Raw genomic sequence first — 20,079 nt, forward strand, 5'->3', positions numbered from 1 at the left:
TTTCGGGTTAGTTTTTCGATCTAGCTCTCGTCGCGAAAATCCTGCAGCGAAGCGTGCCGCAAATCTTCCTCGCCGCGCAAGTGTTTCACGCGGCCGATCAGACCCGGCTTGACCCACTGCGTTGCCGGTCGTTTCATCCCCTTGGGTGCCGGGCCGGCATGCTCCTGGACACGCTTCCACAGGCGCTCACCGATCGCGCGGTTGTAATTGATGAAGGCCGAGCCGACATACTTGCCGGTCGCCCGATCCGCAGGGCATGACGCCCGACCATTACAGAGCCAAGTTGAGTTTGCCGCAGGATTATCCCATGGTGGCTCCCAGCTATGCTGCTCAGCGGTCGGCCCTTGAAAAATCATTGGCCTTGGCCGAAAGGCGATAACGAAAATGCCGCCGAAGAAAGGGCAATCAAGCGGAAAGAAGGCCTGATTGTAAATTCAACAACGTCGAGTTGCGTCGGCAAAGGCGAGATCTTGGTGTGGTGCCCGTGACGAGCTTCGCGGAGCCCAGTCCAACTCCGGGCGACAAGAACCCCGAGACTGGCATTCAACGGAACTACTGGTTCGTATTGAAGAGGAACGTCCCCTATTCTTCTTAGCTGGCCCGTGGACCGCTTAGCACGGGGTGCGCAAAGTCAAGGAGGGCCCGGCCGATAGTTGCGTCGCCAGCGCGTCACGCGTACGGATCCATAAGCCCCAGTACGCTTACGTCCAGAAGCACGCCAAACCCAATGACTTGCTCCAGCGCTACGTTGCGAGACAACGTTTGCAAGCTCTTGGCCGGAGCAGACTTCATGCGACTAACGAGGGCGTATCGATTGTAGACCGCCAAACCGACCATTGCGACGAATAAGCTGAACTTGAGCAGGAGAACCCAATCGTAGCTGCTGCTCGCATCGGGAAACCCGCCAAGGATCCGCCAAGTGTTCATAGCGCCCGTTACAACAATAAGCGCAACTGCCGCCATACCAAAGCGGGAGAATCGCCACAGCACGATCTCCGCGACTGCGACTTGGGATGGATGCCGCTGCGCTGCCGCGATTAGGCGACTGAGGGGCAGGAGTCCACCGATCCATGCCCCGGCACTTGCAACGTGGAGAGCTTGAGTCAATGAGCCTATGAAGCCATACGCCGCCGCGTGGCCCTGCCAGCCCTCGCAAGCCAGTAGCAGGAAAGCCGGCCCAACGATCAATTCGGGCCGCCATGAGAAACTCATCACCAGCAGCAGGAGAACGAGCGAAAGCCGAACTAACCAAACAGTTCCGAAGTCGGTTTCCATGAGAACGCCGCGCAAGGTCTCAACCATTCCTTCGCGTCCAGAGAGCCCTGCCGTAAAGCACAGGAGCCAAATTGCCGCGAAGATTAAAGCCGCAAGCGCGAGGGCAGGATAGAAGTTACGGGGTAGGGGCCTAGGCGCGGGCGAGTCGGTCCCGTTCAGCGCATAGAAAGGGAAAAGCGCCGACCCGAACAAGATCATCGCTGAGAGGAAGTAGACCCAACGGGCAAAGGCCAGACTCCCATCCACGTCCATTTCTACGGTCTTACTTCAAATTTGAAATTACCCTTCATTTTGTGCCCATCTGGTGACAGCACGTGCCAACCAACTTGATAAATACCTGGCGCAAGGGACCTCGATACAGGCGTCACCATGTCGTTATCCTGCACCGCGATCTCCCCCGTGGTCACCTTCGCACCATCCGGCCCCGACAGATCGATGCCCGAGAATCGAGCCTCAATATGTTCGCTAAAGCGCAGCCGAATCTCAGCCGGCGGAGCGGCGATGGTGCTATCGGCCTTTGGAGTAGCCTCGACCAAACGAGCATGCGCAAGCGCCTGGCCGGGGATAGCCAGCTCCGACAGAGCAAGAGCGGTGACCAGTCGGATAGTCCGGTTCAATGCGAGCTTGTTAGTGGCCGCGCATGCAACAAACACGACTGCCTGCGCCATGGCCGCGAGCTTGTACAATCAAATCTCCCGTCCACGAGAGTGACCTGCCGCCGCGCCAAGCGACAGGTCTTGCCTGGTCTACTTGACCGGAATCATGAGGTGCGCATAGGGGGTGTCGGGGAACATTACATAAGGCTGTGTCTGGTCCGGTTCGTGAGGATACAAGGCCATTATGGTCGGGGCGTTCATGACCATGACGTGGGGACCATCGTGTACCCATTTGCCGTCTGCCGGCGGCCTGGGCGCATAGGGGTCGGCATTGCTGGCCGCATCGCCCCCCTTCAGCATATAGGCGAAAGCGACCTTGCCTTCCGGCGGCTCTTTCTTGGACATGATCGCGTGCATCCAAGCCATTCCGTTCTCATCTGTGCACATGGGGTCGTCGGTGGGAGTACCAGGGTCGTCCGGGATGCAAGTGAAGCCGTTCGTGCCCTTTCTTAGCGTCTTCATCTCCCAGTTCACGACGGCGGCATTTTTGCCGACGGCCTCCGGTGCTGCCGAAATTGCATTCTCGATCAGTTGCTCATCGGTTTTGTCGGCCGCAGCCGCGGCGGATGCCCAAGCCACGGCAATAGCTGCCAAAAACACACGGCTTGAAAGTATGCGCATTGCTTACTCCCTCGCGAGCGTCAGGGTGGACCTGCGCGTCACAACGGTCAGCTCCCGCTCTTGGAGTTGGCTGCTACCCTAGGATCTGGAACGCGCCGAGCACAAGATACTCCTAATATTACGTTGGGTCACCTACGGATGTGTGGCCGGGTTCTGGCCCGAAACTGATCTCCGGAATGGCCGCTCTTGGCGCGTATATGCCATCGATGGCGTCCAGGCGATGACGGCTTCCCACCCCAATCCGAGACGGTGGTTTCCGGGCCGGCCGAGGTTCATGGGCGCGTAAATTCGGCCAGGCGCAAACGAGTTTCCCCTTAGGGCCGAATGCCGGCGTCATTGAGTGGTCGCGTGATGCTAATCCCTCCCTTGGCGAATACGGAGCCCACGACGCTCCTTGTGGGCGGCGACGTGTCGGACACGGAGTAAGGCCCGTCCTCAGTGCGAGTGCGTCGCCTTGTCCATGAGCAACCGCAATTCGGGCTGAGGCGCGACCAAGAAAGTTCGAAAAGCTTCCATGAACCCCAGTCGATCGCGAATTGTAGAACCGTACAACGACGGCTTGCGGCCATGGGTGGAGTGTGCCCTTCCGAGGAGGCGAATGGTGTGACTGCCTCCTGCAGGTTAGTCTCGACCTTTGAGGCCGGTTCGCCGTGTAGGAAGTATTGGCGACGGATGCAGCGGCGGCGATCCAAGGTTCGGGGGTGATTCCAATGACACCGTCGACCTTGGTAGCTAATCTTGTTAGTTGCGGCCTCATAAAGAGAATTGCCGCCCAGCTCCTTGCGATCGATCGACGCGTTGCCCTTGGCGTCGCCACCATTCTTGGATTGCTGGAACGCTGGCCACCTACGTGAGTTGGGCTCTCTAACGCGGTGGAGGCCTATCGGGCTGTTGGCGCACACCGGCCCCGGCCGCCCTGCCCCACGAACTGCAACCGGGCTGGCGGCAATTATACTTACTAACCTGCGTTGACCTGCGGCATCTGGAAATCGCCAGCCTGCTGTTTGCCAAGGAATCTTTCTACCTCAACGAGGGCAGACTGAGCAGAAGGCCCCTGGCCGAGGAATGACGTTCCTTCGTCGCGCGTGAGCATGTTTGGATTTCCATGAAGATCAAGCGAGCCCGGTGTCGCGTACGCTTCAGGGTGGTACCAGGCGCCTGACGCCAGTTGCACAACACCCTCCATGACGTCGCTCGACAGCACTGCGCCAGCCAGGCATGCGCCGCGGTCATTAAAGACGCGCACGGTGTCGCCATTTCCGATCCGTCGGGAAGCAGCATCGATGCTATTGATCAGAATCGGCTCACGCCCAGCCACTTTCGACTCGCGGCTCAGCTTTGCGTCGTCCAGCTGGCTGTGAAGTCGCGTCGAAGGCTGATTTGAGATTAGGTGAAGCGGAAACCGCTCGGCGGCTTTTGCCGAGTGCCATTCCTTCGGCGGCAACCAGACCGGATGGCCAGGGCAATTGTCATAGCCAAAGCCCGCGATCGTCTCACTGAAGATTTCAATGCGCCCCGATGGCGTGCGAAGCGGGTGAGCCACGGGGTCGGCACGGAAATCGCCGAACAGAACAAAGTCCTCATTCGGCGCAGGCACCTCGACAAACCCGTCTTTCCAGAACTTGTCGAACTCTGGAAGATCGACGTTTTGCGTTCGGGCTTTGGACCTGCATAGGTCGTAGGCATACTCGACCCATCCACGAATATCGCGGCCCTCCGTGAAGTGCTCCTGGAAGCCAAGCCGGCCGGCCAGGTCACTAAAGATGTCGTAGTCGTTGCGCGCCTGGCCAACCGGTTCAATCAGTTGCGGCATCGCGACGATGAAGCGGTCGCGGGGTGATGCTCCGACATCATCCCGTTCAAAGGTGGTCGTCGCCGGCAATACGATGTCCGCTTGGCGCGCCGTCGCCGTCCACCAGACCTCATGCACGATGATTGTCTCTGGCCTGTTCCAGGCTTCGACCAGGCGGTTGATGTCCTGATGGTGATGGAACGGATTGCCGCCCGCCCAATAAACGAGCTTGATATCCGGGTAGGTTATCGTCTTGCCGTTGAAAGGGATTGTCCTGCCCGGCTGAAGCAGCAGATCCGCCATTCGGGCGACTGGAATTGCCAGACCCAGCGGGTTGGTGCCAGGCTCCATCGCCGGAGAGCTGGTCGGCCGGCGCGGCGTACCCATCCCGTTGATCGACCCATAGCCGAAGCCGAAGCCGCCGCCCGGCAGTCCGACCTGGCCAAGCAAAGCGGCCAAGGCGATGAGTGCCCAGTAAGGCTGTTCGCCATGGTCGGCGCGCTGCAATGACCAGGTTGCTGAAAGCATCGTGCGGGCGTCGGCCATGCGCAGCGCCAGACCGGCAATCCTGTCCGCATCAATCCCGGTCAGGCTGGCGGCCCAGACCGGGGATTTTGGTTTGCCGTCAGCCATGCCGAGGACATAGTCGCGGAAACGCTCGTAGCCGACAGTGTACTTGTCCAGGAAGGCGCGGTCGACACGTTCATTGACAATCAGGGTGTGTGCAAATGCCAGCATGAGAGCGGCATCGGCGCCCGGCCTGATCGGCAGCCACTCGGCACCGAGCCAGTCACTACAGTCGCGTCTGAGAGGGCTGATCGACACGAACTCGACGCCTGCGTCCCGCGCCTGTTTGAGCCAGCCCGGACTCTCGTGGTTGCCGGCGCCGCCGGTGGTGATGAGCATGTTCTTTTCAGCCGCGCCGCCGAACAGAACCATGAGCTTCGTGTTCTTGATGATGCTCGGCCAGTCGGTGACAGGCCCTGCAACCGCTTCGATGCCGCCCACGATGTGCGGCAGCAGCACTGCCGCCGCACCCCAGCTGTAGTTGGTCACCTGATCGACGCAACCGCCGAACCCGTAGAGGAAACGATGGACAAGCGTGCGGGCGTGATTGATCCGCCCTGCGCTTGACCACCCATACGAACCGCCGAAGATTGCCTTGTTGCCGTGCTCTTCCTTCACCCTGCGCAGTTGGTGCGAGACCAGCTGAAGCGCCTCCTCCCAGCTTACCGGAACAAACGGTTCGGCTCCGCGCCGCCGGGACACGTCGCTAGGCCCTCGTAGCAGATAACCCTCGCGCACCATCGGCTGTGCGACGCGCGAGGCCGCATGCACGGCGCTTGGAACAGACTGGATCAGAGCCGACGGGTGGCTGTCATGGCCGAAGGGCGAGACGGAATCGATCCGACCGTCCTTCAGGTTCGCTTCGAATGCCCCCCAATGCGCGTGGCTCAGCCTGCGGCTCATTGCGCGCGATTGCCCCCGGTGCCGAGCGTCACGACCTCGCTTCGGTAGAGCTCGTCACGGCGTGTCTCCATGTGGCTTTGCACCATGGTGCGGGTCAGAACCGAGTCAGGCCATCCCGCAACGAGACAGTCATCGCTGCTTGCCCCAGCCGGACCTGCCAGAAGGCGGCCGTTGGGCCCGACGATGAAGCTTTGCCCGAGGAAACGTACGCCACCCTCCTCGCCGGTGCGGTCGGCGCAGGCGATGGTTATTTCATTGCTACAGGCGGCGGCCATCGCCAGGTGCATCGCCATCGGCGCGGCATTTGGGGGATCCGCAGACTGACGTGGCGGGACGGACCAGTTGCTGGGAGAGGCGACAAGCGTTGCGCCGCTGTTGGCGAGGGCGCGGGTCACTTCCGGAAACCAGAGATCGTAGCAGACCGCTAGCCCCACTCTCCCCCAAGGCGTGTCGATGCAGGCGAGCTGATCGCCAAGATCAAACAGGGTCGTCTCACGGCCAAAGACATGCGCCTTGCGATAGCGCGAAACAGCCCCGCCGGGCGTGACGATCACGGCGGTATTGTAGAGTTGCTTTCCATCGCGCTCCGCCATTCCGGCGATCAGATAGATGTTCAGGCGCATGGCAATCTCGCACCACGCCTTCACGCTCGGACCGTCGATGGTCTCGGCGATTGCAAGCAGTTGGGATCGGTCAGGGAAGACAAGCCCTGTCGTGCAGCATTCCGGCAGGATCACGATCGAGGCGCCACGCCGCGCCGCCTCATCGATCTTTGCCAGGGACAAAGTGAGATTTGCGGCGACCGCGCCATACAATGGCGCATACTGGGTCACGGCGACGATCGGTCGCTTGGCGCTGCCTTCATGCTGCGACATCGATATCGCTCCACTCGGTTGCCAGGAAGGCGACGCGATCTCCCGAATGCACGACCGGGTCGCGCCTCACCGCGATCACCCAGCTATCTGCCTCGACCGCAACGTCCTCTATAACATCGCCAAACAGGTTGCGGATGCTACCGATGCTGCCGCCAGCATTGACGGCGGTTCCAGGCAGTACCTTCGGCTCGAAAAGGCCGCCGGCTCTCGCCAGCCGGTGGGCGCGCCTGGTGACCCGTCTCATCTGGCGGGCTATCGGATCCGTCGATGCGGCCAGGATGCCGATCTTGCCAGCCAGCCGCATGAGGCCAGCGACACCATGTTCGACGTGATCTTCCTCCAGCCGGCCGCCCCCGCCGAGTTCGATCATGAAAGCGATCGCCCCTTGCGAAAGCGACTGGTAATCCAGCGCACCGCCGATGTTTCCCGGCAACTCGCCTGACGCGTTGGTGACAGGCATGCGGCAGGCAACAGTGGGTTCGAAGCACGCTATGTGTGCCAGCAATTCGGCTTCGGAGATCCTTGCTTCGGGATGGACCTTGTAGACGGCATAGGGCGCCGCATCGAATGGCGTGCCAAGCGTGTGGATGTTGATCACCACATCGGCGGACTTGCCGAAACGATCGAAAAGGGCCGCCGCGGCGCGCTCGGTCGCGAAACCGTTTGCCCGGCCCGGAAAGCTCTGATCCATGTCGATGCTGTCGACCAGCGCCGTCTTGCGCCGCTCCGCGAAGGCCAGCACGTTGGCAACCGGTGTCACCACGACGCTTCCGGCCATGACAGATGGGTCGAGCCGGTCAAAAAACCGCTGCGCGGCGAACACGCCATTGATTTCGTCACCGTGTACGGCGGCATTCACCCACAGACAGGGTCCGTCACCTTGGCCGCGCTTGATCAGATAGGGAATGCTGATCTCGCACCCGCTTGCCGTGGTGCCGGCACAGATTGTGCCGCGTTCGCCAATGGACACAGCAACGGGTTGCGACTGCAGGACACGCTCGTTCATGCTTCTTGATCCGTCCATCTCGCGGTTGTCAGACTGGCGCGGCCGACTTTGCCGCAGCAGGCCTGGGTAAAGCGTTGGCAGAGCCGAACGGGTAATCGGCGGCTCCGCACTTGATCGACAGCGTTCGCGCTTCGTCGTGCAGCAACGCCGTCAATGCATCCGTCTCCTCCTCAGCGAAGAAGCGGTCGGGGATGATGAGGCCGAGGGCAGCGACGGTGTCGTTCGACCGCCCCAGCACAGGAACCGCAATCGCCGACAATCCTGGCGCACTCTCTCCTCGGGTCAGCGAGACGCCGCTGCTTCTTGTCTCCTCGATCTGGCGCCGAAACACCTCGGGATCCGTCACGGTAGACGGCGTGATCGGATCAAGACGACGATTGGCGACAAACGCCTCGAAACCAGCGGGCGTGAGGCCCGCCAGCAGGACCTTGCCGGCCGATGTCGCGTGGAATGGCAGTCTGTTGCCGACGCGCCAGCGCCCGTCGATATAGTGCGGGCCTTCAACAGCGAGGATATGAAGGATGAGATCACCACGCATCACGCTGAGCGTTGTCGAATGGCCCGTTTTCTCGACGATCTGTCGCAGCACCGGCAAGGCTGCGTGCGCCAGCGGCTGTGATTTGATGTAGTTGGAACCGAGCTCAAACGCGGCAAGACCGACGCGGTAGCGTCGTGTCTGTTCGTCCTGCTCCAGAAAGCCGTTGGCGCGAAAGTCGGCAAGCAGCCGCGATACCTTGCTTTTCGGCAGGGACGCCGCTTCTGCGATTTCCGTTACCGAAAGGGTCTGTTCCTCGGTTTCGAACAGCTTGAGCAGTTTGAGCGCTGTATCGAGCGTTTTCATATCTGATGGCTGCCTCTGGTTTCGAACATGCTGACGCTTTCAGTTCAGGATCTGGAACGCGGCGTCAGTCGGCATCTTGCCGACGCCGTTGACCGTCTGGATGTCCTGCGGGCAAGCGGAAACAACCATCAGGAGATCGGCTTTCACATCGAACAGAACATGGTCGCCCGGCCGCGAGACGGGAGGCTGGCGGGTGATGACGCCTGCGCCCGACACCGGGAAGTTCATGAATAGGTTGAGCGGCCCGGGTGTGAAGGCTGACTGCCTGCCGACGCCTGCCAGCGCGGCATGAAAGTTGTCGTTGCAGTTGTCATGGTAGCCTTCGTATTTCAGCCGCTCATAGGTCTTGCGGCTGCAGCAGCACATCAACGTATCATGAATGCCCGGCGACGTGTCCTCGATCACCGTGAGCATCGGCGTGAACTGGTTGCTCACATAGGTGTCGCCAGGAGCCGGAATGATGCGGCTGGTCGCCGATCGCGTATGCTCCATCGACATGTACTCCTTCATGTCATCGAGAGCGAAGGCCCAGGTGTCGAGCACCTGCGACCCGTGCGTGTTGATGATCTTCAGCCGGCTTCCGCGGCGCACCTCGAAGGCAACGCCCTTACGGGCCGGGATGACGGTGGTTTCAGGATGGTTCATGTCTCGCTCCGCGCTTTTCATATGTCTGCCGTCTCGACCACCGGCTCGCCGCCGAGGAAGGCAGCCTTGATGCGGGGATCATGCATGACGTCCCTGGCGGGGCCGTCGGCGAATTTGCGACCGAGCTCAAGGACGATCGCACGGTCCGAGATCATCAGCGATCCGAAGACATTCTGTTCGGCCATGATGACCGTCACGCCTTTGGCGCGGATCGAATTGACCGTCTCGAACACCTCCGACTGCATCCTGGGTGAAAGGCCTAGCGACGGCTCGTCGAGCAGAAGCAGCCTGGGGCTGTTTTCGAGCACCATCGCCGTCTCCAGGATCTGCTGTTCGCCGCCGCTTAGATTGCCGGCAAGCTGGCGCCATTTGCGCCGCAGCATCGGGAAAAGCTCGGTCACGTTGTCGATGGCAGCCGAGGCCCGGCTCCTCGGCAGAAGATAAGCCCCCATCTCCAGGTTCTCGTGAACGCTCATCTGCGGGAAGTTGCACCGCCCCTGCGGCACGATGCCGATACCGGACTTGAGCCTCGCCGCTGGCGATAGACCCTCGACGGCCCTGCCTTCGAACGTCAGTTTTCCGGAGAAGTGTTTGTTGAGGCCGAAAATGGATTTGAGCAGCGTCGATTTCCCGGCGCCATTGCCGCCGATCAGGCTGGTCACCGAACCGGTGGGAAAGACCGCCGAGAAGTCACGCACGATGGGATGATCGAGATAGCCGACCGACCAGTCGCTGATTTCGAGTGCGATGTCATTGGCCATGGAATGCTAGCTCCATCGCTACGGCGTCGGCCTTGCCAAGATAGGCGTGCAGCACCCGCTCGTCCTCCTTGATCAGGGACGGCGGCCCCTCGGCGAGCTTTCGACCCTGCTCCATCACCACCACCCTGGAACAGTGCTCCATGATGAACTGCACGTTGTGCTCGACGATGATGAATGTCTGACCGTCGCTGTTGAGTGACTGGATGAGGCCGGCGATCCTCCTGATGACTGTCGGGTTAACGCCAGCCAGCGGCTCATCGAGAATGACGATCTTCGGATTGGACATGAGAGCCATGGCCAACGCGAGCAGCTTCTTTTGCCCGTAGGACAGGAACGCGGCCGGGAAGGCCGACATCGTTGAGAGCCCCACCAGATGGATCAGCTCGCGGCCGCGCTCGCTGGCCCGACGCTCGGCACCACGGCAGGCCTGCGTGCCGGCCAGCGCCTGCCACCACGGGACGCCGTCATAGGCCTGGCGCGCGATCAGCACATTTTCCATGAGTGTCAGCCGGTCATAGACGCGCACATTCTGGAACGTCCGGGAAAGGCCTGCCTGGGCGATCTGCTCGGCGCGCGCACCAGTCAGCCGCTTCCCGTCAAGCAACACGGAGCCTTGGTCCGCCCTGGCGAAGCCGGTGATACAGTCAATGGAGGTGCTCTTGCCCGATCCATTTGGTCCGATCAGGCCCAGGATCTCGCCGCGCTCGACCGCGAAGGTCAGGTCATCGACCGCCCTGATGCCGGAAAATGACTTGCTGAGACCCTCAACCGAAAGAAGTGGCTGCTGTGACGGCATCATTCGGTCCTCCTCAGCATACGGTTTCGGCGATCGGCCAGATATCCGCCCAGTCCCTGGGGCATGAACTGGATGGTTATGATCAGGACAAGTCCGAACAGGATCATGCGCAGTTCCGGTGCGAGGCGCAGCAGCTCGGGCAGCGCGGTGAAGACAAAGCTCATCAACAGCACGAACCAGAAGTGGCCGGCGCCGCCGACAATGACGATGATCAGCATCATCTGCGCATAGTAGATGTCGAAGATGCCAGGATCGACGATGCCGAGCTTGAAGACGTAGAGCGCCCCGGCGAGGCCGCCGATCAGAGCCGAAAGAGCAAAGGCCGACAGCTGGTGAAGGAAGACGGAAATTCCTTGCGACCGCGCCAGATTCTCATCGAGGTTGACCGCGACGAACGCCCTGCCGACGCGCGATCGAAGAAGCCACCAGGTCGCCGCGATGACCAGGGCACCGCAGCCCAGCGCGATCCAGTAGAACCCCGATGCCGTGTTGCCATCCAGCAGGATCGCGTTACCCAGGCGAACCTGCGGAGACGGCAAACCGGGAATGCCCATGGCGCCGCGGGTCAGTGATGTCCAGCTGCGCGCGAGCAGCTGCAAAAGCAGGCTGAAGCTGAGCGTGATGACGACGAACGCATCGCGCGAAACGCGCAGCGCGGCAAGCCCTCCGACAAGCGAGGTGACGACGCAGACGGCACCCGCGCATCCAATCGCCGTCCACGGCGAAAAGCCATGATCGGTAACCAGCAAAGCCGATACATAGGCCCCAAGGCCCCAGAACCCGACCTGCGCGAACGACAGCAGGCCGGCATAGCCATAGACCACGTTGAGGCCGGTGCTGGCGACGGCGAAGAAGATGGCAAGCGTCGCGATGCCGGTGATGTAGTCCGATGGCGACCAGAGTGGCAGCGTGAGCAAGATGACGGCACCTGCCGCCAATCCAAGCCGGCGCAAGGGAGGCCAGGGCGAATTCATGCTGGCGGCTGCCATGCTCATATCCTGACCCCTTTGCCGAAAAGACCCATCGGCCGGAACTGCAGCATCGCGATCATCACCAGGAACACCGCCGCATCCTGCAGCGAGGCCGAGCCGAGGCCACCGGCCAGGCTCTCGGACACGCCAATGATAAGGCTGGCGACGACGGCGCCCGGCAGGTGTCCGAGACCGCCGATGATGACGATCGCGAAAGCCTTGAACAGGATCGGCGCGCCCATCAGCGGATGGACTGTAAAGACTGGTGCCAGGACCGCACCGGCAAGCCCTGCGAGAGCCGTCCCGATCACAACCGCATGACCGGCGATGACCGCGGGCCGCATGCCAACGACGAGAGCGGCCTCGCGATTTTGTGAGAGCGCCCGGATCGCCATGCCGAACCGCGTCCGTGTCAGCACCAGATGCAGCGCGGTGATCGAAACGATGGCGAAACCGACCGCGATCGCCTTGATCAGCTCCACCCGCAAGCCCAGGAAGCTGATGTCCCTGAAACTGAACTCGGTGTCGACGATCTGCGGCGTGGCGCCGTAGAAGTAGATCAGCGCGTTCTGAACGACGATGCCGATGCCGAGCGTCAGGATAATGCCGCGCTCGAACTCACCCTTGCGGATGTGCCGCAGGAAAAGCACGTAGAGGAGATAGCCGAACGCGGCGACGCCAAGCGCCGACACAAACGCCGCCGGCAGGAAGCCGAACCCGAAATGGCCAACCAGCAACGCCAGGGCCAATGCGCCGAGCGTGTAGATCTGCCCGTGCGCGAAGTTGACGATTTCCAGAACCCCGAAAATCAGCGACAGGCCGACCCCGATGAGCGCGTAGATCGCGCCCATCACGAGGCCGTTGAGAATGAGTGTCGAGACAAGCATGACAACCTCGTTCGCGAAAAGGACCGCCGGCGCGATCAGGTGTTGAACAGCCCTTTGACGACAACCTTGCTGTTCTCGATCTGCAGAATCACCGCCGAGGGATGGGCCTGGTGATGATCGTCGAACTTCAGCACATCGCCCAACGTTGCCTTGAAGGACGCACTCTCCAGAGCATCCCGGATCTTGCCGGGTTCGGCCGACTTCGCCCGGTCGATCGCATCGGCGATCAGCCTGATGGCCGTGTAACCCTCATAGCTCTGGGCATTCGGCACCTCGCCAAACTTCTTGCGGAACCGCTCGACAAAGGCGGTGTTGTCACCGACCGTGATCTGTTCGGAATAAGGGAACACGCTCGTCGCGCCATTGATTGCACCGCTTTCGACGACGCCTTCCTGCAGCTCCGAAAACTCCACACGCCCGGTCAGCGGAATGGTCAGTCCGGAGGCGCGGTACTGCCGCAGGAAGTTCAGCTCGTCCGCGCCATTGAGGTAGACTGCGATTGCGTCCGGCTTGTCCGAGCCCATGCGGGCCAGAAAGGCGGAGAAGTCCTGTGTGTCGCGGCCGAAGAAGTCACCATCGCCAACCTCGACGCCGTTCTTCTCGAGCACGGTCTTCAGGGCGGCATGACCACCACGACCGTAGTCGGTGTCCTCGCCGGCGAAGGCAACTTTCTTGATCTTGCCATCGGCAATCAGATAGCGGGCGAGGCCGATGGCCAGTTCCTGGTCGGACGGGTTGATGCGGAACGTCCATTTGTTGCCGCCGACACCCGCCATCTCGGTGATTTTCGGCGAGGTCGACGTTTCGACCACCAGCGGGATCTGAGCCTTTTCGATGATCGGCATGATGCTCAGCGTGGCCGAACTGCAGAGCGCGCCGACGATGGCAGAAACCTTGCCAACACTGATCAGCTGTTCGGCGCTGGCGGCGCCTTGTGTGGGGTTGCACTGGTTGTCCTGGACGGAGAGCTGAAGCTGTTGGCCTATCGTGCCGCCTGCGGCATTGATTTCCTCGACCGCGAGCTCCGCGCCCCAGCGTTGATGCTGGCCGAGATAGGCCGCGCCGCCAGTCTGTGGGCTGCTGAGCCCGATCATGATGGGATCGGCGACGGCCATCTGCGTGCCCAGGGCCAGGGCGGCCAGGGCAGCTGCAATTCGGATGGATGTCTGCAAGGTCATGTCTTATTCCCCTATTTTAGCGTTGCAAATAGTGCAACTATTTTTCAGTTTATAGGCATGCTTTGATCACCCTCACGCTGAGGGTTTCTGTTTTCATCCCGCTTTGGAAAGTCGGTTTCCGTTTTCTTGAGGCATTGCGAACGATTCCGTTCGCGTCCGCAGGCAATGGCTCAGTTCCAGAAGCTCCGCCGGGTCGAGGCGACCAACCAGACCCGTTTCCCAGGACAGGTAGCGGCGGGCCGCCTCAAGGTTGCCGCTGTGACGGTCATGGGTGAAAAAGACGAAATCCAGCGCCTGGGCGTCCGAAGGCTGCTCCGGGGTGGAAACCACCTCGAAGCCTGCTTCGCGCCAGCTTGCGGCGCTGCCCGAGAGGTCGGCCAGATTGCAAAACCCGTCTGCCTTGAGATCTGAGGCGACCAGCCCGAGGACAGCGCTGTCGTCAGCGCACAACACAATCAGCGCCGATTTCGCCACATGTTTCAACCGCTCGCCAAGCTGATGTCTCAGTGCCCATTGAGCGCCTGAAATGTGTCCAGAGCGATAGGCCATGCTTGGCCTGAGATCCAGGATCATGGCATCCTGCGGACGCGGAAGCGGCGCGCGGGGCAGGGGCGTCGCAGGACTTGCTGGCTGCGGCGATACAATGTCGCCCCACGCCTCCTCTGCCGCCGTCAGCACGTGGCAGTCGAGCCCCATCATCGTCAGATAGCGCGCAACGACCACGGCCCGAAGACCGGTATTGTCGGCCAGCACGATGCGCGCCCGGCGCACGGCAACCCACTGGTCGGTCGACTGGATGAGCTGGCCACCAGGTGCATGGATGGCACCCATTATGTGGTGGTGGTGAAATTCGGCATCGCCGCGCACGTCAAAGAGATAGGTCGTCCGACCCCCGTCGCCGAGCCAGGCATTCACGGTCGCAATATCGATGAACGGCACCTGCCAGGCTTCGCCAAGTGTCCGTGCCCTGGCCCGCATCTCGGCCTTTGCCCGCTCGTCTGGCATTTCGTCGACGGCCCGGTCCGATCCACGTTCGAGGTCAAGACCGGCAAGTGTCCAGCCCTGGGTCCCGTTCTCCAGCGCGAAGACCGGATTGGGAAAGCCCAGGTCACGAAGGATCTGCGCACCGATGATGGATCTGGTGCGACCGGCGCAATGAACCACGACCGGAGTTTGCGGATCCGGGATAATGGCGCTTGCCCGATACGCAAGGTCGCCGTTGGGCAGACAGATGCTGCCCGGAATGTTCATCCGGCGATGTTCCTCGGGTGGTCGCCCGTCGAGCAGGACGAGCCTCCTGCCCTCCCGCTGCCAGCGATTGAGCTCCTCAGGCGATACATGTGGTACCGAGAATGCTTCCTCGACCAGTTCACCGAACGCCTTGCTCGGAACGAAGACGCCCTCGAAAAGAGATAGGCCCGCGCGTTGCCAGCCGGCCGCTCCACCATCGAGAAAAGACACATTCTGATAGCCGAGCCGCCGCGCGATTTCCGCGGCGCGTTCGGCTCGCTGCGAATAGCCGTCATCCATGAAGACCAAGCGGCAGGCCATTGAAGGCGCCAGGACCGGCAGTCTGACTTCAAGCAGGCCAAACGGCAGCGACGTTGCAAACAGCGGATGGCCCGAGGCGAATTCTCCCGCCTCGCGAACGTCGAGCAGGGCCAGCTCTTGCCTGTCGGACAGCCAAGCCTTTGCCATGGAAGCACTGATGGGTGAGGAAAATAGCATCGCGCCTGCCCTATTTCTTCGTCGCGACAGTCATTTTCATTGGCCTTGCCTCACCCGCCTCGAGATCAAACATCAGACGCTCGCTGAGCGTTTCGAGCGCCTTGCCGTAGAAATGCAGATGTCTGATCGGCTGCTCGCCATGGATTTCCACCGAGTGAATGTCGTCGGCCAGAAGCGCGATGCCCCTGCCCGGCCGCACGTCGACCTCGCCAGTCACGCGCAGGGTCGCGGGCCCGGCGCCGGTGCGTCCGTCGGTGCGCTCGTAAAGTGTGTTGTGCTCGGCACCCTCGACGGCAGCGATGCAGGCCCAGGTCGTGTGATTGTGGGGTGGTATCCGGTTTCCTGGCCGCATCACATTGAGATAGAGCGTGAAGCTGTCGTCGGGATCGGTGGCGATCAGGTAGCGGGCCTGGCGTTCTCCGGCTTCGGGGTCGGGATAGCGCTCGGGACCCCAGCGCCCGGGCAGCCTCGCGGCCCGCTCAATGACGGCGAGGACATCGGCGAGACTACCGCGGTTCGCGCCATCACGCTCGACACGCGCCTTTGCCTCGGCGATGAGTGCCTGGAGGTCACCATCAGCGATGCTGGACATTGCTTTTCCTTTCGTCACGGCGGTTGGCTGCATGCAGCACGTCAAGACCGCGCTGGAGGTCGTCGAGAAGATCCTCGGGATCCTCAAGTCCAATGTGAAGCCGCAACAGGGGACCTTTCCAGTTTGGTTCACTGGCCGTGCGTACCGGCTTTGAGGGAAGGATCAGGCTCTCGAAACCGCCCCAGCTGGATCCGATTCCGAACAGCGCCAGAGAATCGATGAAGGCGCGGACCGTGCCAGGGCTGGTGCTCACCAGTTCAACCCCAAACAGTCCCGTCGCGCCAGAAAAATCCCGGCTCCAGATCGCGTGCGAGCTATCCGTATCAAGGGCTGGATAGAGCACTCGTTCGACGGCGGGATGATCCTTCAGCGACCCAGCTACCGCCTTCGCGCTCTCCTGGTGCTGGCGCAGCCGGGCGCCCAGGGAGCGGAGCCCCCGCAGAGCAAGCCAGCATTCATCCGGCCCGGCAAGAAGGCCGTGTCCGGCGGCCCAATCGCGGATCGGCTGCAAATGGCGTGTTTTCGCCACCGCCACACCCAGCATCGCATCCGAGTGCCCGACGATGTATTTCGTCGCCGCGTGGATTGCGACGTGGGCGCCAAGGTCCAGCGGCCGGTGGAAAAAGGGGGTCGCCCAGGTGTTGTCGACAACAATGGTGATATCCGGCGAAGGGCAGGCGGCCACGATCGCCGGAATGTCCTGGACCTCGAAGGTCAAGCTGCCTGGCGACTCGCAATAGACCACCCGGGTCTGTGGGCGCACCAGATCGCCAATGGAGGCGCCGATGCCAGGAGCGAAGAACGTGACGTCGATCCCGCTGCGGCGAAGCTCGGTATCGCAGAAATTGCGCGCCGGGCCATACACCGCGTCGGTGACCAGCAGATGGTCTCCAGGGCCGAGCAGGGATTTCAGCACGCCGGCAATTGCAGCGAGTCCTGACGGATAGAGAACGGCTCCATCGCCACCTTCAATTTCGGCCATCGCCTCTGCCAGCGCGAACGACGTCTGCGTACCATAACGGCCATATCGCAACGCGCCAAATTTGCTGGCGCGGGAGCGTTCATAGGCGCCGATATCGGGATAGAGCACCGTCGAGGCGCGGACCACCGGTGTGTTCACGACACCACCGAACTCGGCCGGGTGCCGGCCGGCATGCACCAACTGCGTATCCCGTTTCAGGTTCGGAGACCGCATCGTCTAGCCCGCCATCTTTGCATGCGGCGGCAGCACCCTGCCCTGAACGATCCACGCCGGATGCCCTGCGGCGCACACAATTACGACCGGTACAAACCCGTTGAACCTGGCGACCACCGTTCGCAACTTTTTCAGCAATGTTCTCTCCCGCGCGTTGCACTATTTGCAACTCAATTGCATTATAAACAAAAGGCGTTTTACCTGTCAAGACGGGTCGGTTGCCTGCAGGCTGGATCGCGGTGACCTGACCCGCGCTGCCGGTCGACCCCGAATGGGGACAGCTCTGTAACTTACGCAGAGGCGGCGATGTCGGGAGTGCAGATGAGAGCGACGCCGCGCTTATGTATGAGCCGGCCCGGCACAGTTGCAGGCGCAGCCAGGGCCCTAGCGGGCTTCCCGATCGAAGACCGTGCCTGTCGCCGCCGGCTGCCGGGTGCCTTTGTTGAACCACACAAGGGCAACCAGTGACGCGGCAAAGGGCAGGATCAGAAAGATCTGATAGGGCACAAGCGGATTGGAGAACTGCAGCTGCAATTGCAACGCGTCGCACAATCCAAAGAAGAGAGCCGCGACGACCGCACCGACCGGATGCCAGCGGCCGAGGATGATGGCGGCCAGCGCGATAAAGCCCTTCCCCGCACTCATGCCTTCGGAGAACATGTAGACTTGGCACAACACAAGATGGCAGCCGCCGGCGGCGGCGAAGGCGCCGCTCAGTGCCAGGGAAACGTAGCGGATCGCCGTTACGTTGACGCCGGCGGAATCAGCCGCCCTCGGGCTCTCCCCGGCAGCTCTCAGTCTCAAACCCGCCTGCATCCGGTATAGGCAGACCGTGACCGCTGCCACGAGCACGGGTAGCGTGTAAGCCAGCGGATCCTGATCAAAGAGGGCCGGACCGATCACCGGCAATACCGAAAGGTAGGGGACAGGCAGCGAAGCAAATCCGCTGACTGTGGTTCCGCCGCCGGCAAGCCCGAACGTAGCGCGGGCCAGGAAGGCCGTCAGGCCAGCGCACAGCAGGTTGATGGCAATCCCGGCAACGAGCTGGTTGACCGCGAGGCTGACGCACAGCAGGGCAAGCAGCAGTCCCGCCACAGCGCCCAGCAGGATCCCGGCGACAAGCCCCACGACCGGCGAGCCTGTGAGATATGTGCCGGCGGCCGCCCCAAACGCGCCCCACAGCATCATCCCTTCCAGGCCGACATTGTAGACGCCGCTGCGCTCGGCCAGCACGCCGCCCAGGGCCGCGAAGCCGATCGGTGTTGCCAGCCTGACCCCGGAAGCCAGCAGTACGGCGATCAGACCAATGTCAGGGAGGAAGCTCATGATTTTCGTTCCGTCGGGTTGACGTGGTCGACCGGCATCGGCTTTAGCCTGAACCCATCGATCAGGCCGCCCAGAAGATCGCCTTTCCAGGCCAGGCTGGCGGCGACCAGTATGACGACCAGGCCAACAATGGCGTCGACGACGGTCCCCTCCACGCCGGCCGCCCGCTGCATCACGCTGGCGCCGGATTTGAGCGCGCCAAGGAACAGGGCTGACAGCGGGGCAACGGCCGGATTGGCGTTGGCGATGAAGGCGGCGACGACGCCATCGAAACCGTAGCCGGGGCTGAAAAGATGGAAGAGGCGATATTTCAGGCCGAGCACTTCGATGCCACCTGCGAGACCAGCCAGCGCTCCGCCCGAGGCCATCGAGGCGACGACGTGGCCCTTCACATTCAGCCCGGCGTAGCGGGCCGCCGCGGGACTTTTGCCGACGATATCAAGGGCCAGTCCCGTTGCTGTCCGGGCAAAGATGAAGGCCAGGGCCGCGGCGGCGGCGATACCGAAAACGATTCCAATATGAGCGTCGGTCTGCGGCATCAGCAGCGGCAGCCGGAATTGTGCGGGGATCTCGTCCGAGTAGGGGTAAGGTGCCCCGCTGGCGATCATCGGGCCACTGACCGCGAAACTCACGACGTAGATCGCAATATAGTTCATCAACAAGGTCACGATGACTTCGTTGATGCCCCGCCATGCTTTTAACAGCCCGGCCACGCTTGCCCACAGCGTGCCACCCGCCATCGCGCAGAGCAGTGCCGCCGGAATCGCGATCATCGAAGGCAGCGTGGGAAGATGCAGCGCCGCCAGCGTGCCGAACAAGCCGCCCATATAGATCTGTCCCTCACCGCCTATATTGTAGACGCCAGCCCTCAACGGGACGATGACGGCAAGCGAGGCAAGCAGGATTGGGGAGCTCTTGACGATCGTATTGGACAGCCCCCAGTAGTCAAAGAAGGCTTCGTGAACGAGAGCGACGTAGGCTTTCACCGGATCGGCCCCGGTCACCAAGATCAGAATTGAGCCAAGCCCCAGCGCCACGGCGACTGCCGCAACAACCCGCAGGCCAACAAGTGTCTCGCGCAGTCGCGTCATTGTGGTTCTCCCGCCGAAATGCCGGACATCAGCAGGCCAATGCGCTCGGCCGTCGCCTCCCCTGGAAGGACCTCTCCCGTGAAGCGGCCGCGATGCATGACAACGATGCGATCGGCAACCTCGGCGACATGTTCAAGTTCCGTCGAAATGTAGAGGACTGCGACGCCGCGATCCCGCGCCTCGAGTATTTTCCGCTGGACGAATTCGATCGCGCCGAGGTCAAGGCCCTTGGTCGCCTGCATGACGATCAGGACCTCGGAACCGGCTTCGATTTCGCGCGCCAGGATTATCTTCTGCTGGTTGCCGCCGGAAAGCTCTCGCGCCGGCTGACCGGGCGAGCGTGAGCGCACGTCGTAGCGTTTCATCATCCGCC

20 protein-coding genes are annotated in these 20,079 nt (G+C 61.9%); 1 reads left to right on the plus strand and 19 read right to left on the minus strand.

The features are described 5' to 3' along the window. Positions 1-256: 256 nt before the first annotated feature. Positions 257-379, plus strand: coding sequence for a MucR family transcriptional regulator (locus AC56QQ_RS35165; RefSeq protein ID WP_489863820.1), 123 nt, complete (start codon positions 257-259; stop codon positions 377-379). A 290-nt stretch (positions 380-669) separates the two neighbouring features. Here the strand turns inward: AC56QQ_RS35165 and copD are convergent, their stop codons facing one another. The 19 genes from copD to AC56QQ_RS35260 all read right to left on the minus strand — a co-directional run bounded on the left by copD (position 670) and on the right by AC56QQ_RS35260 (position 20,074). After that, on the minus strand, positions 670-1,527 hold the full coding sequence (gene copD / locus AC56QQ_RS35170) for a copper homeostasis membrane protein CopD (protein WP_497129591.1): 858 nt from the start codon (positions 1,525-1,527) through the stop codon (positions 670-672). Positions 1,528-1,529: 2 nt separating this feature from the next. Continuing rightward, positions 1,530-1,961 (minus strand): copper homeostasis periplasmic binding protein CopC, encoded by a 432-nt coding sequence (gene copC / locus AC56QQ_RS35175; RefSeq protein WP_497129593.1) that lies wholly within the window; start codon positions 1,959-1,961, stop codon positions 1,530-1,532. Positions 1,962-2,021: 60 nt separating this feature from the next. Then, positions 2,022-2,552, minus strand: coding sequence for a hypothetical protein (locus tag AC56QQ_RS35180; RefSeq protein ID WP_497129595.1), 531 nt, complete (start codon positions 2,550-2,552; stop codon positions 2,022-2,024). Between the two features lie 958 nt (positions 2,553-3,510). Next, positions 3,511-5,814 (minus strand): molybdopterin-dependent oxidoreductase, encoded by a 2,304-nt coding sequence (locus AC56QQ_RS35185; RefSeq protein ID WP_497129597.1) that lies wholly within the window; start codon positions 5,812-5,814, stop codon positions 3,511-3,513. Further along, the gene (locus AC56QQ_RS35190) at positions 5,811-6,689 is read right to left on the minus strand and encodes a nitrilase-related carbon-nitrogen hydrolase (RefSeq protein WP_497129599.1); all 879 of its coding nucleotides are present in this window, start codon (positions 6,687-6,689) and stop codon (positions 5,811-5,813) included. Before AC56QQ_RS35190 ends, AC56QQ_RS35185 begins: the two co-directional genes overlap by 4 nt. Then, entirely contained in the window at positions 6,676-7,695 is a 1,020-nt protein-coding gene (locus tag AC56QQ_RS35195; protein ID WP_497129601.1) for a M14 family metallopeptidase, read from the minus strand. Before AC56QQ_RS35195 ends, AC56QQ_RS35190 begins: the two co-directional genes overlap by 14 nt. Positions 7,696-7,723: 28 nt before the next feature. Further along, on the minus strand, positions 7,724-8,536 hold the full coding sequence (locus AC56QQ_RS35200; protein WP_497129603.1) for an IclR family transcriptional regulator: 813 nt from the start codon (positions 8,534-8,536) through the stop codon (positions 7,724-7,726). A 39-nt stretch (positions 8,537-8,575) separates the two neighbouring features. Continuing rightward, positions 8,576-9,181: a DUF1989 domain-containing protein gene (locus AC56QQ_RS35205; protein ID WP_497129605.1), complete on the minus strand. Its 606-nt coding sequence runs from the start codon at positions 9,179-9,181 to the stop codon at positions 8,576-8,578. A gap of 17 nt (positions 9,182-9,198) precedes the next feature. Beyond that, on the minus strand, positions 9,199-9,942 hold the full coding sequence (locus AC56QQ_RS35210; RefSeq protein ID WP_497129607.1) for an ABC transporter ATP-binding protein: 744 nt from the start codon (positions 9,940-9,942) through the stop codon (positions 9,199-9,201). Continuing rightward, entirely contained in the window at positions 9,932-10,741 is an 810-nt protein-coding gene (locus tag AC56QQ_RS35215) for an ABC transporter ATP-binding protein (RefSeq protein ID WP_497129609.1), read from the minus strand. Before AC56QQ_RS35215 ends, AC56QQ_RS35210 begins: the two co-directional genes overlap by 11 nt. After that, positions 10,738-11,727, minus strand: coding sequence for a branched-chain amino acid ABC transporter permease (locus AC56QQ_RS35220; RefSeq protein ID WP_497129611.1), 990 nt, complete (start codon positions 11,725-11,727; stop codon positions 10,738-10,740). Before AC56QQ_RS35220 ends, AC56QQ_RS35215 begins: the two co-directional genes overlap by 4 nt. A gap of 2 nt (positions 11,728-11,729) precedes the next feature. Further along, positions 11,730-12,596, minus strand: a complete 867-nt coding sequence (locus tag AC56QQ_RS35225) for a branched-chain amino acid ABC transporter permease (RefSeq protein ID WP_497129613.1) — start codon at positions 12,594-12,596, stop codon at positions 11,730-11,732. A gap of 35 nt (positions 12,597-12,631) precedes the next feature. Further along, the gene (locus AC56QQ_RS35230) at positions 12,632-13,774 is read right to left on the minus strand and encodes an ABC transporter substrate-binding protein (RefSeq protein WP_497129615.1); all 1,143 of its coding nucleotides are present in this window, start codon (positions 13,772-13,774) and stop codon (positions 12,632-12,634) included. 93 nt (positions 13,775-13,867) lie between these two features. Next, on the minus strand, positions 13,868-15,502 hold the full coding sequence (locus AC56QQ_RS35235; protein WP_497129617.1) for a rhodanese-like domain-containing protein: 1,635 nt from the start codon (positions 15,500-15,502) through the stop codon (positions 13,868-13,870). Between the two features lie 10 nt (positions 15,503-15,512). Then, a complete protein-coding gene (locus tag AC56QQ_RS35240) occupies positions 15,513-16,094 on the minus strand; it encodes a cysteine dioxygenase family protein (protein ID WP_497129619.1) in 582 nt (193 codons plus the stop codon). Then, on the minus strand, positions 16,078-17,253 hold the full coding sequence (gene metC, locus AC56QQ_RS35245) for a cystathionine beta-lyase (protein ID WP_497129659.1): 1,176 nt from the start codon (positions 17,251-17,253) through the stop codon (positions 16,078-16,080). Before metC ends, AC56QQ_RS35240 begins: the two co-directional genes overlap by 17 nt. Before the next feature lie 420 nt (positions 17,254-17,673). Further along, positions 17,674-18,615: an ABC transporter permease gene (locus AC56QQ_RS35250; protein WP_497129621.1), complete on the minus strand. Its 942-nt coding sequence runs from the start codon at positions 18,613-18,615 to the stop codon at positions 17,674-17,676. Continuing rightward, the gene (locus tag AC56QQ_RS35255; RefSeq protein ID WP_497129623.1) at positions 18,612-19,706 is read right to left on the minus strand and encodes an ABC transporter permease; all 1,095 of its coding nucleotides are present in this window, start codon (positions 19,704-19,706) and stop codon (positions 18,612-18,614) included. The genes AC56QQ_RS35250 and AC56QQ_RS35255 overlap by 4 nt, the downstream gene beginning before the upstream one ends. Beyond that, complete coding sequence (locus AC56QQ_RS35260; protein WP_497129625.1) at positions 19,703-20,074, minus strand: hypothetical protein; 372 nt, start codon at positions 20,072-20,074, stop codon at positions 19,703-19,705. Before AC56QQ_RS35260 ends, AC56QQ_RS35255 begins: the two co-directional genes overlap by 4 nt. Between the last annotated feature and the right edge of the window lie 5 nt (positions 20,075-20,079).

It is taken from the genome of Mesorhizobium sp. RCAM 05099, assembly GCF_059683685.1.